This window comes from Microcoleus sp. PH2017_35_SFW_U_B (assembly GCF_020737865.1).
In the GTDB taxonomy this organism is placed as follows: Bacteria; Cyanobacteriota; Cyanobacteriia; order Cyanobacteriales; family Microcoleaceae; genus Microcoleus.
In genome coordinates this window covers 1-23,212 of sequence record NZ_JAEQDE010000057.1, presented here as the reverse complement: position 1 = coordinate 23,212, position 23,212 = coordinate 1, and the positions used below count along the sequence as shown (strand labels likewise).

The following is a 23,212-nucleotide window of genomic DNA, read 5'->3' as shown; positions in this document are numbered from 1 at the left end:
TTAAATTTCAATTCTAATGAAACGCAGTATATCAAGGAATGGGTTGCTATTCAAAAAATAGAGTTGGTTAGTCCAGGGTTGTATTAGTTTTTGTTGCAAACTTCTTTGATAAGTTGATACTCCGCATCATATCTTGGCGTAAATGAAGTTTGCCACCATGCTCCTGCTTTTTTGACAGCACCTTGTTGGTTGGTCAAAATGTAGTTAGTAGGACGAATCATCGAGGTTGGACAGTAAACTCTAAAATCTGCTTTCAATCTATCTCCATCAGAATAAACTAAAGTCGTTGAAGCAAGATATAATTCTGGCAGATCAAGCAGTTTAACCGAAATTGAAGAAGATGGAATAGGAGTTGGCTTAGGTAAAGTTACTGCTGGTGTAGGTGGATAAATTGGTAATGGTTGTGGTGGAGTTTGTGTCGGTGGATAATTTGGCGATGGTTGAGGTTGAAATGTAACAGTCGGAGATGAAGGAATTAGTGATGGTTGAGGTTGAGCTGTAACTATTGGAGATGGAGGAATTGGTGAAGGTTGAGGTTGAGCTGTAACAGTTGATGATTTAGGAATTGGTGATGGTTGTACAGGTTGTATAACATTTGGTGATTTAGGAGTAACTGGAGTTTTGGGAGTAGGAGATTCTTGTACTTGTGAAGGAGACTTAGAAGGCTGTGGTGATGCAACTATTGATGGAGTTTGGGCAATTGGAGTCGGTGATGGATTAGAACTAGCCGATTGTTCAGATGGTTTGGTTATCCAAAATCCTGCAATAATAGCCGTCGCAATGAAACTACCAAGCAACAAAGTTTGTTGGATATTCCCTAGTTTAGATGGAGCTGCGGAAATAACTGTTGGTTGTTGCTGAATATGCTCAGGAATATCTGCGATGGTAGGACGGATAATTTGATGAACCTGAGATGTTTGAGATTGCAATGCTTGCAGCATTTCCTGTGCTGTAGCGTATCGATCGCAACTATGAGCAGAAATTGCTTTATCTAAAATAATGGTGAGGGTAGGGCTAACTTGGGGAGCATATTGCTTCCAAAGAATTTCACCTGTATAGTTATTAGTTTCTATATCCTGTGGCTGTTTACCTGTCAGTAAATAAATAGCGGTTAATCCAGTAGCGAATAAGTCACTACTATATACTGGTCGTCCGGCCGCTTGTTCGGAAGACATAAATCCACAAGTTCCGATTGCAATTGAAGTCTGCGGACTTCCCGAAGAACTCATGGTAGTAGCTATGGCTTCTTTGACAGCACCAAAATCTATCAACACAGGCTTTTGGTCGGATTGTCTAATAATTATATTGTCTGGTTTAATATCCCGATGAATAATCCGTTTTTGATGAACGTAATCTAAAATCGGTAAAAAATTAACTAGAAAGTCTCTGACATAACTTTCGCTGAAACTGGATTGTGACTGGATTGTATTTGTGAGAGTCATGCCCTCTATTAGTTCTTGAACCAGATAGAAGTCATTGTTTTCTTCAAAATAAGCATAGAGTGTCGGAATGCGATCGCTGTGGCTACCCAAATCTTCCAAAATAGCGGCTTCCCGTTGAAAGCGCTCTTTGATTAGTGGATAGATTTGCGGATGGTGAGAAACTGGGTGTAGCTTTTTAACTACACACCGCCGTCCTGATGGCATTTGGGTATCTTCTGCGAGGAAGGTTTCCCCAAACCCGCCAGAACCCATAGATTTTAAAACTTGATACCGATGATTTAATAGCATAGTTAAAGTCTAAAATATTGTTTTACGACATACAGCATTAAAGTCAAGCTAGTTAAAATATTCCGCTGTAAATCAACTATGTTCCGGGAACCGAGTCTGATATTCAGCTTACTTGATTTGAGAATCAGATTTGCGTTACGATCGCCCGAACCTTTCCGCACCCACCTGTACCCGTGAGGTAGCGTGTTTCCTTACTGCATCAGCCCCCTGGCGCTAAGCAATACCCAGCCAAATACAGTAATGCAGTAATGCAGTAGAACCTTGGGATGACCGCAAACAGAGAGAATATTGGTCTACCGTTGGCTGACGGGGTGAGTTTTGCCGATATCAGCTTCTGGTTGCGACTGACCCAGCCTCAGAAACAGCTATGATTTGGTTCACTTTCCTTTGTACAAGCTTCACCACAACAGAACCATAATCAGGTAAAAAGATTTAAAAAAAGGAAACTTCCTGAAACTGAGGATATAGAACGTTATTTGTAATATGGCAATAATTTTGGTCTAGGATTTAAATTGGAACAGAGAGGCAAAATGAACAAAGGGCGAGCGATTTTTAGTTTAATAGTAAGTTTGGCTGTTGTTGGTGCTAACTCTGGGCCAGTCTTTGCAGGGCTACAACAAGACAGTACAATGGCACCAAACCAAATAGCTCAGCGACAGCGTAATTGCAGCAGTCCTCAACAAAGTAACGCAGAGTACAAAGAGTGTATGCAATTAAGGTATGAAGCCGCAGATAAGCGCCTTAATCAGGTTTATCAACAACTGCTTCCTAAATTAAGTCGTAAACAGCGATCGGTACTTTATCAAGAACAGATAAAATGGATTAAGTCGCGGGACAAAAACTGCGAATCAGAAGTTTATGACAATCGCGGTGGTTCCGGTTATCGAGGTTTTCTCAATGAATGCTTGGAACGCAAGACCAAACAACGCACCGCTGAATTAGAGAATTATTTAAGAAAGAGATAAGAAAGAGATAAGAAATAGGAAGGATAGTTTATGAAAAAGCAATCGATTTTAGGAATTCTGCTCAGTTGTGCCGTGTTGGGAGCTTGCTATCTCACCAAACCCCAAACTGTAAATGCTGCACCTGCGTCTATATTTACACCCATTATCCGGGATATTAAGAATCAAATTCCGAGAGGATGGCTAATGCGCTTGCCTTCAAGTGTTAATATCAGCAACACTAAACTTTATCCGCAAGTCATTACAACCATTCCTGGAGAGTTTGCATTATTTCTGAATTCAGAGCCAAATTGCAATGCTAGATTCTGTTATTTTGGAGTTATTGCAGTAGCCCAAAATTCTAAATATGCTGATAATTTGCGTTCCAAGCATATCTTTTCTAAGACATTCTTCCAAAGAGTTAAGGCAATTAGACAACGCAGTTCTCAAACTAGGACTGAATCAGAATACACACTATTAAATAGCTCAGAAATGGCAGTGATAGAGAGAACGTCTATCACCTTAAAGCCAGGAATTCAGGGTGTTTTTATTGCTCAAAATGGCGGAGGGGTTTCAACTCCACCTTCTTTACACGTTCTTTGGAAACAAGATGGTTTGAATTATCGAGCAACTATAAAAGGTGGATTCGATTACGACCGGAGTGTTGTGATCCAAAGTCAGAAGTCAGCATTAATTGATCTAGCTATTTCGATGGCTAAAGAGTCTCCGATTAAAAGTGCTAACTAATTTTTTTTAATAGGAAGAACTATGAGTCTCCGTCCCCGTTTACTAACAGGCGGTACTCTCGTTTTTGGCGATCCGAATAAAAATCAGGAGTTATTGTGAAGATTGTACTCGCAAAAATATTAGAACACAAGGAAGCTTACGCCAACTTGCCGCTATTTCAATATACGCGGGATGCAAGCTTATCTGAAGAACAGCGGCTGTCTTTTTACCCGTGTATGGCGCATTTTATTCTGAGTTTTGGCGATATCAACAAATATATGCTGCGCTCCGAGCCTGCAAGCGATGAGTACCAACAGCGGGTGAACATTCATACCTATGAAGACGACCACCATTGGCTTTGGTACCTTGAAGACTTTGCAAAACTCGGTTTTGACAATCCCTGCGCTCCAACGAAGCTCATGCGTTTTTTGTGGAGCGACGAGACACGCCAAAATCGAATTCTAACTTACCGCCTAGCTGCTCTCATTTCTACAGCAAGTGCTGTAGAACGACTTGCCATAATTGAGGCGATTGAAGAAACTGGAAATGTTCTTTTCAGTACCGTGCTGGATCTAGCAAAAGCCATTGAGTTGCGCCGCAATATCGAACTGCGATACTGTGGGGCATTTCACTTTAACCTAGAGTCAGGTCATTTGGTTGGAAGCGATCGCATTGATATTTCAGAAATTTGCCTGGATGGTGCGACCCAAGCCCGCTGTCTGGATCTCGTCGATGAAGTCTTTGCGTTATTTGAGTCGTGGACTCACGAACTCCTCAGCTATGCGAAAGAACATTCCTTAGCCATGCAAAAGGACACTCCTTTTCCAGGTTAATTCGATCGCCTGCGATCGCATTTTTCTCAACGTTATCGGTAATATCGTTTACGAAAGCTCGGAGTTTGGTTGTGTTCTCAATTCAGATTCAGATTCCAAGTCGTAACTCCTTCGCTAGAATCAGTGCTCATTGACACGTCTTGAGTCCAACTGGCGATGTAAGTCCAGTCTGAATCTTCTAGCCAAGCCAGAGTATCAAAGCTAGTGGCTCGTTCGCGAATAAATCTAACGTACAAATCAACGTTATCTTTAATCCACATATCATCCCCACGTATTTTTAACTGGATTTTGAGATGACCGTTCAGTCCATTCGAGAATTCAAAACCGTACCCAGGATATGGCATCGGAATCTGTCCAACACCAGGTGGCAATTCAGGTGTCTTATCGTTCCTCCGTGGCAGCTTTGTTGGCCCGATGTAATCATAGTTTCGGATTGCACCGCGTTCGAGGTCGTTTTCAGTTGGATAATCCAAGTTTAGTACGCGAAGTTCGGTGCCATCTCTCAAGATTATCGCCTGTACCAAACTATCGGTTCCTGCGAAAGGCGCATCCTTCGTTTCCACAATTAGCCTAATTGAACCTATCCACATACAAAACACTCCGTATTCAATAATGTTCGTTTATATTCTTTTCAAGACCTATGTCAAATATTAAGGAAATTCTCACAAAACTTAATATGCTCTTCCCCTCACTATTACATACCGCCTCACTAAATGTTGACCCGAAGAAAGCGGTGCAAACACATATTTATTTCTATCAACCGCTGCGCTTGCATCCTTAACCAAACATATCAATAAACCGGAGTGCGATCGCCCTCTCCTAACTTGCCGACTCCTGAACCGCAGCATTAAGAAATACCCCAAACCAATGCAGCAATGCAGTAAGTATGCAAGACTTTGGAGCGTCAGGTCGGGTATACACCAAGCATGAAGATTGAAGGTCACGGGCAAGCGAAAATCCTCACCCAAGCGGAAATCGAACTGTTGTTTAACGAGGGTTTGCAGACTCATCGCGACCGCACGCTCTTCGGGGTTTGTCTCTACACCGCTTGCCGCGTGGCGGAAGCTTGTTCCCTGGAAGTCGTCGATATCTACACCGCGAAGGGCAATGTTCGACCGACAATCAACTTCCGCAAACACAACACCAAGGGCAAACTCCAAACCCGCACGATTCCCGTAATTGAGGACTTGCGATCGCTCCTGACAGCTTGGAAACCCAACACCGGCAAAACTTACCTGTTTCCGGGCCGCCATCGCTGCCATCATTGGCATCACCTGCACTCAAACTCGGCGGATCGGATTTTGAGAGAAGCTTTCGAGCGCGTTGGCATCGAGGGCGCATCCACCCACAGCTTCCGCCGCACCGCCCTCACCCAAATGAGCAATGCTGGCATCCCCTTGCGGGTGATTCAAGAAATTAGCGGCCACCGCAACCTCGAACAATTGCAGCGGTATTTGGAGGTAGAGCCGGAGCAAGTGCTCGGGGCGATCGCCAGTCTTTCTATGCTTTCCTACGCGGGAAAACTCCCATATCCTCACGTACAGGATGAATTGACTGCCGCGCCGTCCGCAGCATTGCCCCCATCGCAACTGTCACACACCCCCGAAGGCGGATCGTCCCCTAAAGAAATCCTCGAATAACAGCCGGTTGGCATGAGGCGATCGCCCTGCTTTCACACCGCACGCGGGCGCTCTCAACTCAAGTTTTGTTACAATTCTCATTCTCAGAGCGGGTGCACCTACAAAAACCTGCTTAAAGGAGAATTCTAGGGCGATGTGGCTAAAATACGGTGTTGCTCCCAGTGGCGAACTGGCGGGCATCGATGATGTTGGGCGCGGAAAAACTCACCTCGCGTGCCTTTACTGCGGCGGCGGACTGACAGCAAAAAAGGGTGCGGTGAAAGAACATCACTTCGCGCACACCGGGGAAACTTGCAAGCTCGTGTCGCAGCGGATTAAGACCAAAGCTTTCCCCACGCTGCCGCTCTACGAGCATTTCAACATCGAACTCAAGGGTGAGGAATTAGAACAACTGAAAGTGCTGTGGAAGTGCGATTCGTTGATTAGTGAATCTCGGTAATCAATCCGTAAATAACTAATGAGCGTGAAACTTGACCCCTAGGTTGAGCACTGAACTCTCAGATTGATGAAGGTGCAAGTCCTTCCCGCAAGATTCATGCGTGACTCCTTATCTGCTCACACCGACCAAGCTCAATTCTTGGAGAGTGAAGCTCTTAACTGGGCACAATCAGACGGCTGTTATGGGCTGACACTGGTGCTAACAGGGAGTTCCTACGGTGAAACCGAGCCTAAAAAAGTAACTTACACTTAGGCAGGGCATAACTTAAAAAACCCTGACCTCATCAGAGCTAAAGCCCGACGCATCATTTCCACAATAGCGTCCAGAATCTTGGGTTTCTGATAGTTAAATTGGCTACACCTAACGGAACAATCAATCATCTGAGGGAACGAATAAAAACGACTTGAGAGTCATGGATACGTCGATTTCCATGTAGGTAAGATGAGATACGGAACTCTCTCAAGACGGGTAGGATGCGAAGTAATTTTCGCAAGGTATTCAGAAAACACTTAATGGAGCAGAGCATGATTAGGCACAGTAGCAATACCAGTGAATCTTGGAAGAATCTACCGTGGAAGAAATTCCGCAAAGATTTATTTCGCCTACAAAAAAGAGTGTTCAAAGCGGTTCAAGCAGGAAACAAGCGGAAAGCGCAGTCTCTGCAAAGACTTATTCTGAAATCCAAAGCTGCAAGATTTCTAGCAATTCGACAAGTAACACAGCTAAACGCTGGCAAGAAAACAGCAGGTGTTGACGGTGTAAAATCTCTCGACTTTACAGGACGTTTCGACCTAGAAACAATACTCAAAGAGTCGGCAGGTAACTGGCATCATCAAGGACTACGGGAAATCCCAATCCCTAAAAAGGACGGGACAACCAGAATGCTGAAAATCCCAACTATCGCGGATAGAACTTGGCAATGTCTCGCCAAATACGCCTTAGAGCCAGCTTGCGCGTTGCAACATTCCATGCTTACAGCTACGGGTTCAGAGCCGGACGCTCCGCGCACGATGCACAGAAAATCCTGTTCAACAATCTAAGAAGCTACTGTAATGGAATGGAAAAACGAGTGATCGAACTCGACATAGAAAAATGCTTCGACAGGATTAGTCACACCACCATAATGGACAACTTAATTGCGCCCAAAGGTATCAAGCTCGGAATCTTCCGATGCCTAAAAGCTGGGGTCAACCCCGATTTCCCGGAACAAGGAACTCCTCAAGGTGGGGTGGTGAGTCCCCTATTAGCCAACATCGCTCTTAACGGGATTGAAAGTATTCACAGATACCATAAGGATGGATTTAGAATAACTGGCAAAACCCCAGCGTCAAACATTGTCGAAACATCAATCCGTTATGCGGATGATATGGTGATAATGCTTAGACCTCAAGACGATGCAGTCAAAATACTTGCCGAAATTGATAATTTTTTAGCAGCAAGAGGAATGATGGTAAGTGCTAAGAAGACCAAGATTACCGCTACGACAGATGGATTCGACTTTCTCGGCTGGCACTTCAAAGTGTTAAGCGACGGAAGATTTAAAAGCTACCCCTCAGTGGATAATTTTAAAAAGTTCCGTTTGAAGGTAAAGAACATCGTTAATTGCTCGAATTATGGTTCTCAGGTAAAAGCCGAAAAGCTAGCACCAATAGTTAGAGGATGGAGAAATTACCATAGGTTCTGTGATATGTCAGGAGCAAGGTTTTCACTTTGGTTCTTAAATCACAGAACATACACGGTATTTAACAAGGAATCCAAAAATACCAGAGAATCAAGCGTTAAGCTTGTTAAGAAGGCATTTCCAACGGTTCCTTACTCCGAAAACAAACACATCTCCGTCAAAGGGGATAAATCGCCCTATGACGGAGATTTAACTTATTGGAGCGAACGCAATAGTAAGTTATACGATGATTTGACCTCTAAAGCCCTTAAAAAGCAAAACCATTCATGCGGTCATTGTGGGATGAAATTTATGAGCGACGAGCGAGTAAATCTACATCACATCGACGAGAATCATGATAACTGGAAACCTAAAAATCTTCTAGCAATCCACGAATCCTGTCATGACTACTCACACATGAGCAAAAGGGTCACTCCCTAAGAATATCGGGAGCTGGATGCACGGAAACGGGCACGTCCAGTTCGTGCGGTTCGTTTCTATGAAACTAGCCTGTATGGGTTAGGGGATTAGAGCCTTTACGCCGCCTTGGGTGCAAGCCCTAAAAGATAGTAAAGGTAACTTCAGTTGAGTGTGAGTGCGTCAAACTCAAATTTGACAAGTCTTACCCGCTAGGAATGGCGTGATGCCAAAACTGCCCACATGGATAGAGAACAAACTCTAAAAATGAAGCTGGGGACAGAACGAGAATAACAAACCTGAGATGGGAGCAACTCGTATAGGTAAGTAGTCAAGGTTAAACATTAGTTGAACTCTCGGAAAAAGCGTCTGAGCGTGAACGACCGAAATCAAGGTCGAACAACGACACAACATAACACTTCAAGTGTGAAAATACCCGCATTATTTTGAACTGGATAAATGCAATTCTGGGAAATCGTGGGCGAAATGAGAGAACCTAAAACTACAAAATAACTCAACCGAGGAACGAATAAAACGACTCTTTCAACCTTCAATTGTGGAAGATTAACTTCTCAAAGTGTGGACTCCTTAAATAAGGGTTAGCGGGTAGAGTTGGTAAGATGTACTCAAAAATTCAAGAAATCAGGACTCTTGGACAACTGGGTACGGTTTACATAGAAAATGTTCATTCAGGCGTAGAGAATGTTATGGCAACGGAGTTAAATCCAGTTGATAAATGGAAATCAATTCCTTGGCGCAAGCTGCGGAAAATTGTGTTTCGCCTACAAGTGAGAATATTCAAGGCTCAAAAGAACGGTAACGTGTTCCTAGTGCGTAAGCTTCAGAAACTTTTATTAAGCTCTCTTTGCAGCGAAATTACTTGCTATTCGGCAAGTGACACAGTTAAATACTGGACGGAAAACCGCAGGGGTGGACGGAAAGAAAGCCCTCGAACCCTCACAAAGACTGGCACTATTTGAAGTGTTAGTTAAGAACTGGAAGCAATGGAAACATCAGCCCTTAAAGCGAGTATATATCCCCAAAGTAGACGGAACTAAAAGAGGGCTAGGAATCCCGACCATTAGCGACAGAGCATATCAATGTCTCATCAAATATGCCTTGGAACCAGTAGCAGAAGCTACGTTCAACGCTCATTCTTATGGGTTTAGACCTAGCAGAAGCTGCCACGATATCCAGAGACAATTATTCAATAATCTAAACTCTAGCAGTAATGGATTAGAAAAAAGAATTTTGGAATTGGATATTGAAAAATGTTTCGACAAGATTGACCACAAATTCTTAATGCAATCAGTCCAACTACCAAAGGCAGCAAAACAAGGGGTATTTAGGGCAATAAAAGCTGGAGTCAGAGGAGAATTTCCTTCATCAGAATCCGGTACGCCCCAAGGGGGAGTTTTCAGCCCATTACTAGCAAATATAGTCCTTCACGGATTAGAGAACGTTGGTCATGAGGTCAGATTAAAAATCAGAAATGGTGGAAGATACATAGACACTATTACTGGATTCCGTTATGCGGATGACGTTGTGTTTATTCTGAAACCAGAAGACGACCCTGAACCCCTCCGAGGATACATTGATAAATTCTTGGCAACAAGAGGATTAAAAGTTAAAGAAGCCAAAACTAAAGTCGTACATAGTACAGATGGTTTCGACTTCCTTGGGTGGAACTTTGCCGTTAAACCCAATGGTAAATTCATTTCAACACCAAGTCAAAAAGCTACAATTAGCATTAAGGCAAAAGTTAAAGAAGTGATAAAAGATAGTCGTTTCACTCTCGAACATCGAATCAACAAGTGTGGTTCGATGGTAAGAGGGTGGAGAAATTACCATAGATTCTGCGATCTGAGTCAACACAACCTGTGGTCACTGCGCTATTGGTTATGGAAATTCATTCGGAAACAAGGAAGATACAACCGTTATCAAACCAATAAGGTTATAAAAAGAGCAATTCCTGCGGTTAGTTGGTCAGCCTACAAGTTTGTCATTGTCAAGGGAGATAAATCACCCTTTGATGGCGATTTTGTTTACTGGTCAAAACGAGAGAATGCTCACTACGATGGGATAACCGCACGACTTCTCAAGAAACAGAATCACAAATGTACAGAATGTAATCTATCGTTCATTTCAGGTGATATTGCAGAATTACACCATATTGACGGCAACCATGACAATTGGAAACCTATAAATTTGGAAGTTCTACATCGTGAATGTCACCAGCATCAGACCGTTCATGGTCAGGTGAGAGTCCGAACAGCGGGTTAAACCTGACTTATTAGGTGTCAGACTAGGAGCCGGATGCAGTGAAAGCTGCACGTCCGCGTTCTGAAGGAGAGGTGTCCTGTGGTAACACAGGCATCGACTCTAATTAACTGAGAGGTGCTGGGGATAATACCCCACATCGACTCAAACAGAGTACGGCGCACAGGGCTACGCCATTCCCAAAGACTTGGTAAACTTTCGGTGGCAGTTGAAGGGATTGCTGGAGTCAGAGGGCGATCGCTCTTGTCAATTCACTCACCTCGGCCTGATCCCAGTGGGTGCGCTTCCCCTGGCGTTGTTCAACCGAGTCCAAGAACCCTTGCTGCTGTCGGAGTTAGTGAAGTTAGAGCGCTCTGTAGAGGTGGCTGAAGCTGCGGGGTTATCTTGTTTTGATGAACGGCGGGCTGATTTGCAGATTTATCGATCGCAGCTTCGTCGGATTTTGGTGAACTCGCTCTATTTCCTTGAGGTCAAAGCGGACGGGAACACGTTCTATAAAATTGGGGTGACAACTCGTCAGATCGAGGAACGCATCGCCGAGGTGCAGCGGGATATGAGGGCGCATTACTCGGATGTGGTTGTTAATTTACTGGGATTGTGGGAACACCGGGGGAATGTGGAGCTTTACTTCAAGCATCGATACAAAGCGTTTAATTACCGCATTGGGAAACTGACGGAATATTTCGTGTTTCCTGATGTCAAGGTTGTGTTGAACGATTTGTACGGGATGGAAGTCAAAATGCTGAGTGATGTTGAGTTGGATGCGATCGGTGGGATGAGTGCGAATAACACTGCTGGCTGAATTTCGCAGTTTGCAGCAAGTCAAGCTAGCTGCTCAGTTAACAGCCGTTTTGTCCAAATGTCGGCTCAATAACCTACTGAAAATGATGAAAGAAGACGCCATCGAAATTGTTGGTTTCCATGCACATATTTACTTCGACGCCGATCGTCGCGATGCTGCTGCGTGTGTACGTAAAGGATTGGCTCGGTTTGAGGTACAGCTAGGGGGCTGGCACAACAAACCGATCGTGCCACATTCTAAAGCGATGTATCAAGTTGCTTTTTTACCCTCACAGTTTGGCAAAGTCGTTCCTTGGTTGATGCTGCACCCCGAAGGGCTAGATATTCTCGTCCATCCCGAAACAGGCGACGATGTGGCAGACCACACAACACATTCTTTGTGGCTGGGAGAGAAACTAGAGTTGAATGTCGAATTTCTGCGACCTAAAACAGCCAGCACAAGCGAATAAACGATCGGTCTGTAAAAAGTAGCAGTTCTCTTGTCGTCGCCGAGCGCTCCGACAGTCGTACTCTGGTGGTCTGCACCCGATCAATTTGGATACAGTGCCACAAGTTAAAATTGGTTAATTAAAACAACCTTTTACTATATCAGGTTTTTGTTTCACTTAGCAAACCGATGCTGCAAATTGAAATAAGTTATTCCTGAAAATAAAAGTTTTAACTATATCATATTTTGGTTTCACTGGCAAATTGATGCCTGCACTTAATCGCCAATGGCATCTCCTATCAAGGCTTTAATGGGTTATTACAAAAGTCCACTTTTTCTTAGACAGCTAGAAATTAACGTTTTTGGAAGGATAGCAAGATTCAGAGAAGTAAAATTTGTCAAATTGACAAAACTGTTTTACAGAAAAGTTGTTATAAGAGAAACACCCAGAGTGTTAGTACCACTTTGGGTGTTGTGCAATTTAATTCATTACGCCCATGATAAACCCTTTCTCGCAAGCCCGCATCCTGGGGGCTGTCGTTCTGCTACTCGTTCTCGGTTCCCTAGTGCTGGCCGTCATCGACCCCAGCACCCGCCCGATGTTTGGCGACCTGACTAAAGTTGTGGTTGGAGCTTACATCGGGCTGTACATCCCCGCCCCCGGTCAAAGACATCAACAGCTTTCGCGGCGTTCATTAAATCAGTAGAACTCTGTTGGAGAGCTTGCTACTGTAGCGGCGGGTCTAAGTTCTAGTTTCGAGTCGGCGATCGCAGCAGTTGATTTCAACCGAAATTGACCGTTGCGATCTTCGGCTTCAAATAATCTTTGTTGGCGCTCAGTAATCATAACTCAACTATTTCGGTGTACTTCTAAGCTGCTTGACGATAGTAGTAAACTCACTCAAAAGTCGGCTAAGATTGATTTGCTTTGAGCCTTTTTTGAATGGGCTTCACCTCGCATCCGAGCGCATCTGAAATTAATTTACATTCATCTGGCGTGCAGAATTCTCTGACATATTTAGGGAACTTGCCAGGAATGTATGTATCTTGCAGCCACTGATGAAACTCTCCCAGTAAGTTGAAAGAATAAACGTTTGCAAATTTCTCTCCCCTACGGTCGGGATAATGATGGATGTACTGCTCAAATTCATCGGTATTGTGTCCTTGTTCCCTCAGCCAATGACACCAGGTTCGACCTACTGAAACATCTATAGTGGCGTTTTCGGGCAGTACAACACCTTCAGCCTCTAAATCTCTCATTAATCCGGCTATCTGCTCAAAAATGCACCACTTACCTCGCGGCAGTTTGGTATTTTGTTCAAACAAAGTTAATCTTTGATACCAAACACGTTGGTAAGGATGCAATTGAACAGTCTCATAAATCGGAGTTTTGCCCGTTGTCAGCCATTCTTCTACCCATTCAGCGACTATCATCTCAAATTCGGGAGAGAGCCACATAGAAAAAGAAACAGCCAATTTTGGATGAATCCAAGTCTCTATATCTCTGCCGCTTCCTTTTTTTTGTACTAGATCGTGTACATCAAGCTTTGTTTTATCTGATAACAATTCTATATATTGAATAGTTCGATCGTTTTCAAACCACTTTGTAGCGTTCTTGCGAGTTCCGGTTTTTCGTTCGTAAGCTTTAGTTAGCTTTGTAGCGTTGATGTAACCATCATTTTGGCGTTGCTCAACAACGAAGTCACCGATTTTGCGATCTATGTACACTGTTAATTCTCTGATAACATGAATTTATACAATGTAGCGTCTGCTTTTGACAGGCAGATTAGAGTTTACCGTATTGCTGAGAGTCGGATGTCACTACAATCCCCCCAAACTCTTGCAGAGCGCTGCCAACCCCCATTTTGAGGAAAACTAAACCAGCTCCCAATTTACAGCCAGCTATATTCTTGTCTTATGGATAGCCATCGTTGCCTCCTAGCTCGGAGGACAATCTAACATTGATGGGTCAGGTTGCGGAAAAGGTTGTTACAGTTGAGGCAGTCAATATTAGTTTGCAGTTGTGCGGAGTGGGTAATGTTTAAGATGGCGTCCTGGATTGGTGGTTCGTTTCAACCAGGTGATACATCGATTCGGAAAGTAACCGCCCGATTTGATGTGAGTAAAGCATCTCTCCAAAAACTGATGATTTTCTGCTTTCCCAATTCCTCAATAGATACTTAGCCGATGAATATCCATACCTTCTTGAGCCAAACCGAACGCCAACGGGTGAGTGATGGAGCCGTTTTACCCATCTTGAGCGGTTGCGAATCCTCTACGAAGCAATTGGTGCTGCTCTTGCCACAATTGGGAGATTTCGACAGTCTTGAATATGCTTGGTGGTTGCGGCGGGACGCTCGACGGCTTGAAGCACAAGGGATAGCAATTCGAGCTGTGGGAATTGGCGATCGCACCGCCGGTCAGCAATTCTGTGGTTATACAGGATTTCCTAGCGACTGTTTGTTTGTAGATCCCACTGGTCAACTGCACCAAAAACTTGACCTGTATCCAGGTTTATCCTTACAAGTACCCGGTTTATCGGCTGTTGCGAATGCTTACGTGAATCTGTTGTTCATGTGTGCGGGAATTGGCAGCCCCGGCACTTTGGCAGAAGTATTTCGAGGATATCGAGGCGACGCCAGAGCACCTCAATTAATTGGTGATGACGAAGTTATCAAAGCTTTCCCTCTTCCCCCTCTCAAAGGCTCCACATTCCGGTGGGCGGGTGGTAAGGGTTTCCAGCGTCCGTTTGAACTGGCAACCTTGCGGCTGCGGAATATGACAGAAGTGCTGAGTAATTGGAAAACCTATGTTCCAAATGCTGCTTATCTCACTCAACGAGGCGCAACTTTCTTGTTTGACGCTCAGAGAGATTTAGTCTACGAGCATCGAGATCGCGCCATCCTTGGCTTCGCTGCTGATATGAGCAATCCCCTGACGTTTCTATCAGAAATGACGGCTGATGTAGACTCGCTTTAAAAAAGCTCTTCCCCATCTCAGACTCTACTCAAGATTTAGGTAAATTTAGAAATTTTTGGAGCAGTTAAACACTGCAAATCACCGACTCTGGAAAATATAGCCTTCCTCAAAAAGATGAGGTATGACTGACAGCTTATAGAACCACTTAAACTCAGAGGGTTCGCATCCCAAAAACGTACTTTATCTTTCTGAGAATCGCTATATATAGCCTTTCTCAAAAAGGTGAAGTATGACTGACAGGTTATATAACCACTTAAACCAAGAGGGGTCTCTTCCCAACAACGTCCGCGAATCTTTCTGCAATACTTCGGACAGTTTTTTAACGACTCTGTAAGCGTTACAGCGTAAGCCCTGGCATTTTTAATGGTTTTTTGAAACTCAGGACGCTTACTTAAAGATTGAAAAAATAGTCATCCCTATAGCCATCAAGGGTTTGAGATACTCGATTAGATCTAAAACTGTCCGAAGTATTGTTTCTGAGAACCGCTATATAATAGCCGTAATATCAAATCCGGTAGCATAGAAATTCTTCATCTCTCTCTGTGTCCTCTGTGTTCTCTCCGGTTAAATCATTCCGACGGGTTTAGACTTAAATTCAGGAATCTGTACTCCGCGTAACTACTAAAGTAAAAGTCCATTTTCCTTCTATTTTTCAGTCGGTAAAGAGCTTGAACTACCAACAAATGAAAAGCCACGTCGCAGGGATTTATTATTGGCGACTTGTACCTCAAACCTGACGCCATCGACCCTGTTACCCGATCGAGCTTCCAAATTCCACTCTCCAGGTTGAAGCTGCCAGAATAGCGAATTAGATGACTGCGCGGCTAACTTCTTACCATTCAACCACCACTCGACAGGAAGAGTATTTACTCCCGACAATTTAAACTCTAGCCGTGAATTTTCATTCCGATTCATCAGAAAATAATCATCATTTTGAGGAAAAACTATTTTGAAATTACTGTCAGTCAAACTAGATTGACTCTGCTTTGCTAACCAGCCGTTATACTCTTCAGATAACTTTAAACTCCCTGACTCAGTTTCGTACTTACTAATATCTTCAGGAGCGAAATATTCTTGCACGACTGACGGACAATCAGAGTTGGGTCGCCACCCAGAAATAGCACAAATAGGGCGCTGTACGAACCCTTTTAAAGTCGGAAAAGCCGCAGGTTCTCGATGTTCGTGTAAGTGCAGCATGATGTGATTCCAGAGGGGTGCAGCACCCATAACTCCAGAGACTTTTTTCATGCGATCGCCATTAAAATTTCCGACCCAAGTAGCAACAGTATAATCAGTAGTAAAACCGACCGTCCAAGTATCTCGAAAATCCGAAGAAGTTCCCGTTTTTACCGCCGTAGGAAAGGGTAAAGCTAACACTGAATCAACCCCAAATTCTTGAGCTCTGGCGTGAGAGTCGCTGAGCATATTAGTAATTAAAGCTGCTGTATTCGGCTCGATTATCTGTTTAAAATTAGAATTAGGATTTTTATCGGTATCTAATGTAGCCAAAATTGGCGTAAATTGCCCTTGTTTCGCCAAGGTAACATAAGCCCTAGCCAACTCAAACAAACTAACTTCACCGCTACCTAAAACTAATCCCAAACCATAGTATTCTGGAGCTTGAGTTAAATGCTCAAAACCCAGTTCGTGCAATCGATCGAGAAAAGTAGGAACTCCTACCTTTTCTAATACCCTGACTGCTGGAATATTCAGGGAATTTGCCAAGGCAATCCGCACCCGCACCGGGCCTAAAAAAGTGCGATCGTTATAATTAGTAGGGCTGTAAAGTTTTGCGCCGGGAATTGCATAATAAGTCGGCACATCTGCCAAAATTGTATTGGCTCTAATGGCACGTTTTTCTAAGGCTAATTCATACAAGAAAGGTTTCAGGGTAGAACCGGGCTGACGTAAGGCTTGCACTCCGTCATTGCGACCTATTTCGGTTGGATTAAAATAATCGGGAGAACCGACATAAGCTAAAATTTTCCCAGTATGATTGTCGATGACTAAAGCTGCGGCATTATGCACATTATGGGGAGATAAAGTGCTTACTACTTGCTGCACTTGGGCTTCAACAAACTCTTGTAAAGAGCGATCGATAGTAGTGCGAATCTGAGACGGATGCTGCTTGGGTAATAGATCCGATAGCCAGAATAAAAAGTGAGGGGCGGCAATAATTCCCTCCTTGACTGGTGCGAGTAAAACTGCTTCTTTTAAGGCTCGTTCTGCCTCCGATCGCGTGATATATTTGTCCTTAACCATGCGATCGAGTACGTAAGCTTGCCGTTTTTTTAAAGATATCCAGCGGGAGTAAGGATTGAGATTATTTGGATCGTTAGGAATGGCTGCTAACAGGCTGGCCCGAGCGAGATTGAGATCGGCGGCGGGAATGCCAAAATAGGTGCGAGAAGCGGCTTCTACACCGTAAATATTGCCGCTCATGGGCAATCTGTTGATGTAAGATTCGAGAATTTCATCTCTCTTCATGCCGGCAAAAATCCGCCAAGACAGCCAAATTTCTCCTACTTTGTGAGGTAAGGTGCGAGGAGCAGGCTCTAGCATCCGGGCTAACTGCATGGTGATGGTGGAAGCACCGCTGACTGTGTGTTTGGCTTGTGCGGCTTCGAGGATCGATCGCACAATTGCGATCGCATCTGTGGCACCATGTTGGTAAAATCGGCTGTCCTCAGCGGCGATAATTGCTCGTACAAAGTGAGGAGAAACTCGATTTAAGGGTACTGTGACGGTATGTTCTTGGTTACGAGTGAGAATCGTGCCCAGGGGAAGTCCGTTGCGATCGCTAAATTCGATCGCCGACTGTTTCTGGGCGATGTCAGCAGCACGGATGGGTGCGAGATAAGGGAGCGATCGAACAATTAGGCAAATTAATATTAACACCAAAAATAAACGAAATTTTGGGTTTTTATACTGTGGCAAAACTTTTTGGATAATTGCGATCGGCCGCAGCCTCAATATCTTCATCATTAATTCCTCCGCCAACAAAGGTTTAATCTATCTAAAATCTTGCACCAATGTCAGAAACCGGGTTTTTGACGACAATATCCGCTTTGATGCAGAGTCTATGCCAAAAACCCGGTTTCTTGCATCGCACGAGAGGTGAGAAACCGGGTTTCTTCATAAATTTTTCGTCTCCCGTCTGAGATTTTTCAAAGAAACCCGGTTTCTATGCCAAAGTCCTATAGGAATCCTCAATAAGTCATAAACTTTGACCCCACCCCAACCCTCCCCTTACTAAGGGGAAGGAGTAAGAAGAAGTTTACAAAAAATTTAGGATCGCTATATATCAAATCAGAGTTGGGAAACCCAGGTATTTTCTTAGTCGGCGGAGGCCGACTTCGTTCGTGTAGTTGCGGTTTCAACCGCCGAATAATAATGGGTATATCTAACCCGAATTTGGTATTCTAAAGCCTACAACCCCAAGATACTTGTTTCCAGAAACTACGGAGTTTCCCCCTCATTAAGAAATAATACAAAATCCTTAATCTTATAAAATTATCTGGAAAGTCGCTCGCATCAACTGTAGGTAAAGTATCCGGAAAAGAAAGATAGATTATCAGTAACTCAGTTCTCTCATATGGCAATCCTAAATCATTGGTGAGCTTCTTACTCCCTCCCCTTACTAAGGGGAGGGCTGGGTGGGGTTAAAAATTTATGACTCATTTAGGATTGCTATAGACTGAGCTTGTAAAAGTAATTTTGCAAGCTATGCTGACCGAAAACCTCGCTTTATCGAGAAATTATTATGAAGTTAAAAAAATGGATGAGTGCGATACTTATCTTCGCGATCGCACTGACAATAACCACCTGTGGAATCCCGAATAAATCCTCAAAAGCTGAGGCACTTTCCTCAGTTGCTCCCCTAAATTCTCCGCAACTTTTAAACTGGATTGAAGAAATTAATCCGACTGGAAAAGCTGAACCTCTCAATCAAATTCGGATTCGGTTTAAAGAACCATTAATTCCAGTTGCCAGCCTCGATGATTCCGATCGGGAAAGTCAACTAAAATTATTTGAAATTCAACCTGCTATCCCCGGCAAGTTTCGTTTTTTAACCCCGCGACTGGTCGGATTTCAAGCAGAACAAGCATTACCCAAAGCGACTCGCGTTCAAGTCACCCTCAAAGCAGGTTTAACCGATCTCAAAAATCACCGTCTAGATAAAGATTTAGCTTGGACATTTAACACGGAACCTCTCCACCTCTCAAATTTACCAACTTCTAGATCGGCGAATTTAGACTTCCGCCCCATTGACTTAAAACGTACCCTCGAATTCACATCAAATGTAGAATTAGATTTAGCTTCAGTGCAAAAGCATTTGAAATTAATGCCAGAGGGACAGACAAAAACAGTGCCTGTTAAGGTAGAGTTAGCAACAGCAGGGGAAAAATCAGAGGTAAAATCAAAAGAACGGCAAACTCCAGAAGAAAAATTCGATCCATCTGTTCGCACTTTTGATTATACGATAGTTCCCCAACAAACACTAGAAAAAGCCACTAAATACCGCCTGCAATTTGACTCGGGCTTGCTACCCATTCGCGGCAATATCCCCAGCGAAACACCTTTTGTCAGCCAGGTAGAAACATATTCACCCTTGGCATTTGAAGCTATTAAATTTTTCGGGCAACCCGATGCTGGCGGTGCTTACGGGCGGTTCGATAAAGGCAGCGCCCAGTTACAATTTAATAACAGTATTGTCGCCGATTCAGCACGGGAAAATATCACCATCAATCCCGCACCCAAAAAATCTCCTGCACTCGTTCAAGCCTATGACAATGAATCCTCGGTCAGTCTCAACCCTTGGAGTTTAGAGCCAGCAACACAATATACTATTACTATTGGCGCTAACCTGAAAGATAAATTCGGTCAAACTTTGGGTAAACCCGTCACATTGCAGTATGAAACAGGCGATGTTGCTGGCGATTTTTTGACGCCAACAGGGTTAAATATTTTTCCGGCAGGTAAGGACTTACAACTGAATATTTCCGCAGTCAATTTGCCAAAACCTCAGTACAAAGCAGCTTATAAGGTCGTTCAACCTACCGATCTAGTTTATCGTGCTGACGCCTATCCCAGGGCGGAGGGAAATAATTTACTTGTCAATCCTTCTGAGTGGCAAACTTTCCAATTTTTAAGCAAGAAAAATCAGACTAAAGATATAGCAATTCCCTTGCGAGAAAAGCTAGGCTCGGCAACAGGAATGCTTGCCTATGGAGTGCAAGCACGCACGAATCCTTTGCGAGAACCTACTAATTACGGTTTAGTTCAGTTGACTAATTTGGGAGTATTTGCTCAGTGGTTCCCAGAGTCAGGTTTGATTCGAGTACACCATCTCGATGACGGTTCCGCAGTAGCAGCATCAGTTGAAATTTATGAATCTCAATTAGAGGCAAAATCTTACCCCGAACCTACTCCTTGTGCCATAGGTAAAACTGACAGTAACGGTACATTACTGCTAAGTCGTAAGAATTTACAGAAGTGTATTAAATCTGAATCGGTTGGCTTTGAAACAGCACCAAAATTATTAGTCATTGCCCGCGAAAATAAAGACTGGGCATTTGCTAGAACCGAAGAATATAGCGGGGCTTATGGCTACGGCCTTGAGGGAGATACTTGGAGCGGTAATAAACCTCGATCGCGCGGTACAATCTTCTCAGACAGACAACTTTATCAACCAGGAGAAAAAGCTTGGTTTACTGGAACTGCTTATTATCTTCAAAATGGAGTTATTAAGCAAGACAAAAATGCTAGTTATGCAGTCACGCTGAAAAGTCCAAAAGGTACGGAAACCGATTTAGGCACTCATAAAACTAATGATTTTGGTACATTTTCTCTGCAACTGCCGATCGCACCAGATCGACCTTTAGGCTACTATTCCATCCGGGCTAAAGGAACCAGCGGAGCGGAAATTTCCGGTAATTTTCGGGTTGCTGAATTCAAACCACCCAATTTTAAGGTAGATTTAAGCCTTAATAAACAAATTGCCCTGATTGACGATCGAATCGAGGCAAAAGCCCAAAGTAATTATCTGTTTGGTTCGCCAGTTGAAGGCGGAAAAGCCAAATATTATGTCACTCGCCGCCCAGCAGAATTTACTCCCAAAGGTTGGGAAGAATTTACCTTCGGGCGGCAGTGGTTTTGGCCGGAAGAAAGACCGACTGTTTCCACTGATGTACTGCAAGAAAATGCCGTATTAGATGCTAGCGGTAAGGGCGATCGAACATTTACAGTCGCCAAAGATTTGCCCTATCCGATGAATTATCGAGTAGATGTCGAAGTCTCCGATGTTTCAAATTTATCTGTATCAGATTCTCAAACATTTACTGCTTTACCCAGCGATCGGCTAATAGGTTTGCAAGCTAATTTTGTTGCCGATGCAGGTAAATTTTTACCCATTCAACTCATCGTTACCGATCCTGCAGGAAAAATCCTAGAAGGTCAAAAAGTCCGCGTTGAATTGCAAAAAATAGACTACAGCAGCGTCACTCAAGTAGTCGAAGGTAGTCGCAATCCTCGCCATCAAATCGAATATAAAACAGTAGCAAAAACAGAGGTAAAATCTGGCAGCAAGCCTCAAACAGTGTCCCTCAATCCTCCTGAATCTGGTTCTTACCGAATTCGAGCTAATTTTGCGGATGGTAATAATGAAGTAACTGCCACCGATTTACAGGTTTGGGCAACAGGCGAAAATGTCGTAAGCTGGGGTAACAGATACGATAATAATCGCCTGGAAGTTAAACTCGACAAGAAAAGCTATCAACCCGGTGAAACGGCAACAGCTTTAATTCAATCACTTTACCCAGAAGGAGAGTTATACTTTGCAGTTGTTCGCGATAAAACCCTCTATCAAACTGTCACTAAAGTCAAGGGAGGTGCTCCTCAAATCCAGTTCCAAGTAACGCCAGAAATGTTGCCAAATGCAGCGGTAGAAGCCGTGCTAGTCCGTCAAGGCAAGAGTTTAAAAGAGTTGGAACCTGGAAGTTTAGATAAACTGGTAAAAGTTGGCTTTGCTCCTTTTCAAACCAGTTTAGATGCTAAATACTTAAAAGTCCAAGTCACTCCCCAGAAAACAGAATTGCAACCCGGTGCCGAGGAAACTATCCAACTGCAATTGCAGGACAATTTAGGCAAGCCAGTCAAGGGACAATTTACAGTTATGGTTGTCAATGAAGCCGTACTGCAACTAACTGGATATCGCCCGCCAGATTTGGTGAAAACTGTCTATGCCGAACAGTCAATTTCTACCCGCTTCAGCGATAACCGACAGGATGTAGTATTAGAAAATATGGCATCGCCCCTGGCAAAAGGTTGGGGTTATGGCGGTGGATTCTCTACAGGTGCAGCAAATACTCGCGTCCGCAAAGATTTTCAAGCTTTGGCTTACTACAATGGTTCTGTTGTTACAGATACGAATGGGAAAGCAAGTGTTAAATTCAAACTTCCTGACGACTTAACAACTTGGCGAGTGATGGCTGTTGCTACTGACGGCAATTTAGATTTTGGCAAGGGAGAGGCGACATTTATTACCACTAAATCGCTGATTTCTAATCCAGTTTTACCGCAGTTTGCGCGTCCCGGCGATCGCATTCAAGCTGGCTTATCTGTGACTAACAATACTCAGCAAAAAGGCAATCTAAAAATTAACGGTCAAGTAGTCGGTGCTGTAAAATTTGAAGGTAATAACTCCATGTCAGCAAATCTCAAAACTCAAGCTGAATCGGGAACTCATGCTTATCGTTTCCCCATGTTGGCGGGTAATGCTGGTGGTTCTAAAATTCAATTTGCCACACAATTAAATGACAACGTGGATGTGTTTGCAGTGCCTTTAGATGTGAAAGCTTTAGAAGTTACAGAAAATGTTGTGGAAACAGGGACAACTGCAAATAAAGTAAAAATTCCGCTGAAGGTCGATCGCAATGTGGTGCCAGGTGTCGGCGGTTTGGAGATTTCCCTCGCCAGTACATTGATACCAGAAATTATTGCACCGGCGAAACAAGTTTTGCAGGACGAACAATTGCCATTTTTGGAACCAGCAGCTAGTCAGTTATTAATTGCGGCTAATTTGCAAACTCTTTCTCAAAAATACGCTCAAAGCTTGAAAGATTTTAACCCAAATAAAGTAGCAGCAACTGCACTGGAAAAACTCGCAAAACTTCAGCAACCGGATGGTGGTTTTGCTGCTTATCCCGGACAAGCGCAATCCGATCCATTTTTGACACCTTAGGAATGAAAATTTAATAACATCAGCGATGTATAATAAATAAATGAGTGAATATGAATAGGTTAATGTTTCGGTATGGATGTCAAATATTATACCTACT

At 43.6% G+C, this 23,212-nt stretch carries 20 protein-coding genes; 15 read left to right on the top strand and 5 right to left on the bottom strand.

The window, feature by feature from the left end:
• Positions 1 to 83: 83 nt before the first annotated feature.
• Positions 84 to 1,730 carry a serine/threonine protein kinase gene (locus JGK36_RS16805; protein WP_293197605.1) on the bottom strand — a complete coding sequence of 549 codons (1,647 nt, stop codon included), beginning with the start codon at positions 1,728 to 1,730 and terminating at the stop codon, positions 84 to 86.
• A 530-nt stretch (positions 1,731 to 2,260) separates the two neighbouring features.
• On the opposite strand from JGK36_RS16805, the gene JGK36_RS16800 reads away from it, so the two are divergent.
• From JGK36_RS16800 to JGK36_RS16790, 3 genes are all read left to right on the top strand, one after another.
• Positions 2,261 to 2,695, top strand: a complete 435-nt coding sequence (locus tag JGK36_RS16800) for a lysozyme inhibitor LprI family protein (protein ID WP_293197603.1) — start codon at positions 2,261 to 2,263, stop codon at positions 2,693 to 2,695.
• Between the two features lie 30 nt (positions 2,696 to 2,725).
• Positions 2,726 to 3,418, top strand: a complete 693-nt coding sequence (locus JGK36_RS16795; RefSeq protein WP_293197601.1) for a hypothetical protein — start codon at positions 2,726 to 2,728, stop codon at positions 3,416 to 3,418.
• Positions 3,419 to 3,513: 95 nt separating this feature from the next.
• On the top strand, positions 3,514 to 4,230 hold the full coding sequence (locus JGK36_RS16790) for a hypothetical protein (RefSeq protein WP_293197600.1): 717 nt from the start codon (positions 3,514 to 3,516) through the stop codon (positions 4,228 to 4,230).
• A 77-nt stretch (positions 4,231 to 4,307) separates the two neighbouring features.
• Here JGK36_RS16790 and JGK36_RS16785 read toward each other — a convergent pair whose 3' ends face one another.
• Positions 4,308 to 4,820, bottom strand: a complete 513-nt coding sequence (locus tag JGK36_RS16785; protein WP_293197599.1) for a hypothetical protein — start codon at positions 4,818 to 4,820, stop codon at positions 4,308 to 4,310.
• Between the two features lie 336 nt (positions 4,821 to 5,156).
• Between JGK36_RS16785 and JGK36_RS16780 the strand changes: the two genes are divergently transcribed.
• The 10 genes from JGK36_RS16780 (at position 5,157) to JGK36_RS16740 (ending at position 12,601) form a co-directional block, all read left to right on the top strand.
• On the top strand, positions 5,157 to 5,870 hold the full coding sequence (locus JGK36_RS16780) for a site-specific integrase (RefSeq protein WP_293197598.1): 714 nt from the start codon (positions 5,157 to 5,159) through the stop codon (positions 5,868 to 5,870).
• Between the two features lie 133 nt (positions 5,871 to 6,003).
• A complete protein-coding gene (locus JGK36_RS16775; RefSeq protein ID WP_293197597.1) occupies positions 6,004 to 6,309 on the top strand; it encodes a hypothetical protein in 306 nt (101 codons plus the stop codon).
• Between the two features lie 96 nt (positions 6,310 to 6,405).
• On the top strand, positions 6,406 to 6,561 hold the full coding sequence (locus tag JGK36_RS16770) for a hypothetical protein (protein ID WP_293197595.1): 156 nt from the start codon (positions 6,406 to 6,408) through the stop codon (positions 6,559 to 6,561).
• Between the two features lie 272 nt (positions 6,562 to 6,833).
• Positions 6,834 to 7,349 (top strand): reverse transcriptase N-terminal domain-containing protein, encoded by a 516-nt coding sequence (locus JGK36_RS33900; protein ID WP_366035112.1) that lies wholly within the window; start codon positions 6,834 to 6,836, stop codon positions 7,347 to 7,349.
• Complete coding sequence (locus JGK36_RS16765) at positions 7,259 to 8,410, top strand: reverse transcriptase domain-containing protein (RefSeq protein WP_366035121.1); 1,152 nt, start codon at positions 7,259 to 7,261, stop codon at positions 8,408 to 8,410. Before JGK36_RS33900 ends, JGK36_RS16765 begins: the two co-directional genes overlap by 91 nt.
• Positions 8,411 to 9,006: 596 nt before the next feature.
• Positions 9,007 to 9,366: a reverse transcriptase N-terminal domain-containing protein gene (locus JGK36_RS16760; RefSeq protein ID WP_366035110.1), complete on the top strand. Its 360-nt coding sequence runs from the start codon at positions 9,007 to 9,009 to the stop codon at positions 9,364 to 9,366.
• Entirely contained in the window at positions 9,281 to 10,669 is a 1,389-nt protein-coding gene (gene ltrA, locus JGK36_RS16755; RefSeq protein ID WP_293197594.1) for a group II intron reverse transcriptase/maturase, read from the top strand. The genes JGK36_RS16760 and ltrA overlap by 86 nt, the downstream gene beginning before the upstream one ends.
• Before the next feature lie 184 nt (positions 10,670 to 10,853).
• Positions 10,854 to 11,468 carry a GIY-YIG nuclease family protein gene (locus tag JGK36_RS16750; RefSeq protein WP_293197593.1) on the top strand — a complete coding sequence of 205 codons (615 nt, stop codon included), beginning with the start codon at positions 10,854 to 10,856 and terminating at the stop codon, positions 11,466 to 11,468.
• A complete protein-coding gene (locus JGK36_RS16745; RefSeq protein ID WP_293197592.1) occupies positions 11,446 to 11,916 on the top strand; it encodes a DOPA 4,5-dioxygenase family protein in 471 nt (156 codons plus the stop codon). The genes JGK36_RS16750 and JGK36_RS16745 overlap by 23 nt, the downstream gene beginning before the upstream one ends.
• Positions 11,917 to 12,391: 475 nt before the next feature.
• A complete protein-coding gene (locus JGK36_RS16740) occupies positions 12,392 to 12,601 on the top strand; it encodes a hypothetical protein (protein ID WP_293197590.1) in 210 nt (69 codons plus the stop codon).
• On the opposite strand, the gene JGK36_RS16735 is transcribed toward JGK36_RS16740, so the two are convergent.
• Together JGK36_RS16735 and JGK36_RS16730 are read right to left on the bottom strand one after the other, a co-directional pair.
• Complete coding sequence (locus JGK36_RS16735) at positions 12,595 to 12,741, bottom strand: hypothetical protein (RefSeq protein ID WP_293197588.1); 147 nt, start codon at positions 12,739 to 12,741, stop codon at positions 12,595 to 12,597. The genes JGK36_RS16740 and JGK36_RS16735 overlap by 7 nt on opposite strands.
• Positions 12,742 to 12,806: 65 nt before the next feature.
• Positions 12,807 to 13,622: a KilA-N domain-containing protein gene (locus JGK36_RS16730; RefSeq protein ID WP_293197586.1), complete on the bottom strand. Its 816-nt coding sequence runs from the start codon at positions 13,620 to 13,622 to the stop codon at positions 12,807 to 12,809.
• Positions 13,623 to 14,081: 459 nt separating this feature from the next.
• Between JGK36_RS16730 and JGK36_RS16725 the strand changes: the two genes are divergently transcribed.
• Positions 14,082 to 14,873 carry a peroxiredoxin-like family protein gene (locus JGK36_RS16725; RefSeq protein WP_293197584.1) on the top strand — a complete coding sequence of 264 codons (792 nt, stop codon included), beginning with the start codon at positions 14,082 to 14,084 and terminating at the stop codon, positions 14,871 to 14,873.
• A gap of 645 nt (positions 14,874 to 15,518) precedes the next feature.
• Here the strand turns inward: JGK36_RS16725 and pbpC are convergent.
• On the bottom strand, positions 15,519 to 17,855 hold the full coding sequence (pbpC, locus tag JGK36_RS16720; RefSeq protein ID WP_293197621.1) for a penicillin-binding protein 1C: 2,337 nt from the start codon (positions 17,853 to 17,855) through the stop codon (positions 15,519 to 15,521).
• Positions 17,856 to 18,636: 781 nt separating this feature from the next.
• Here pbpC and JGK36_RS16715 point away from each other — a divergent pair.
• A complete protein-coding gene (locus tag JGK36_RS16715) occupies positions 18,637 to 23,115 on the top strand; it encodes an alpha-2-macroglobulin (RefSeq protein WP_293197582.1) in 4,479 nt (1,492 codons plus the stop codon).
• Positions 23,116 to 23,212: the final 97 nt, after the last annotated feature.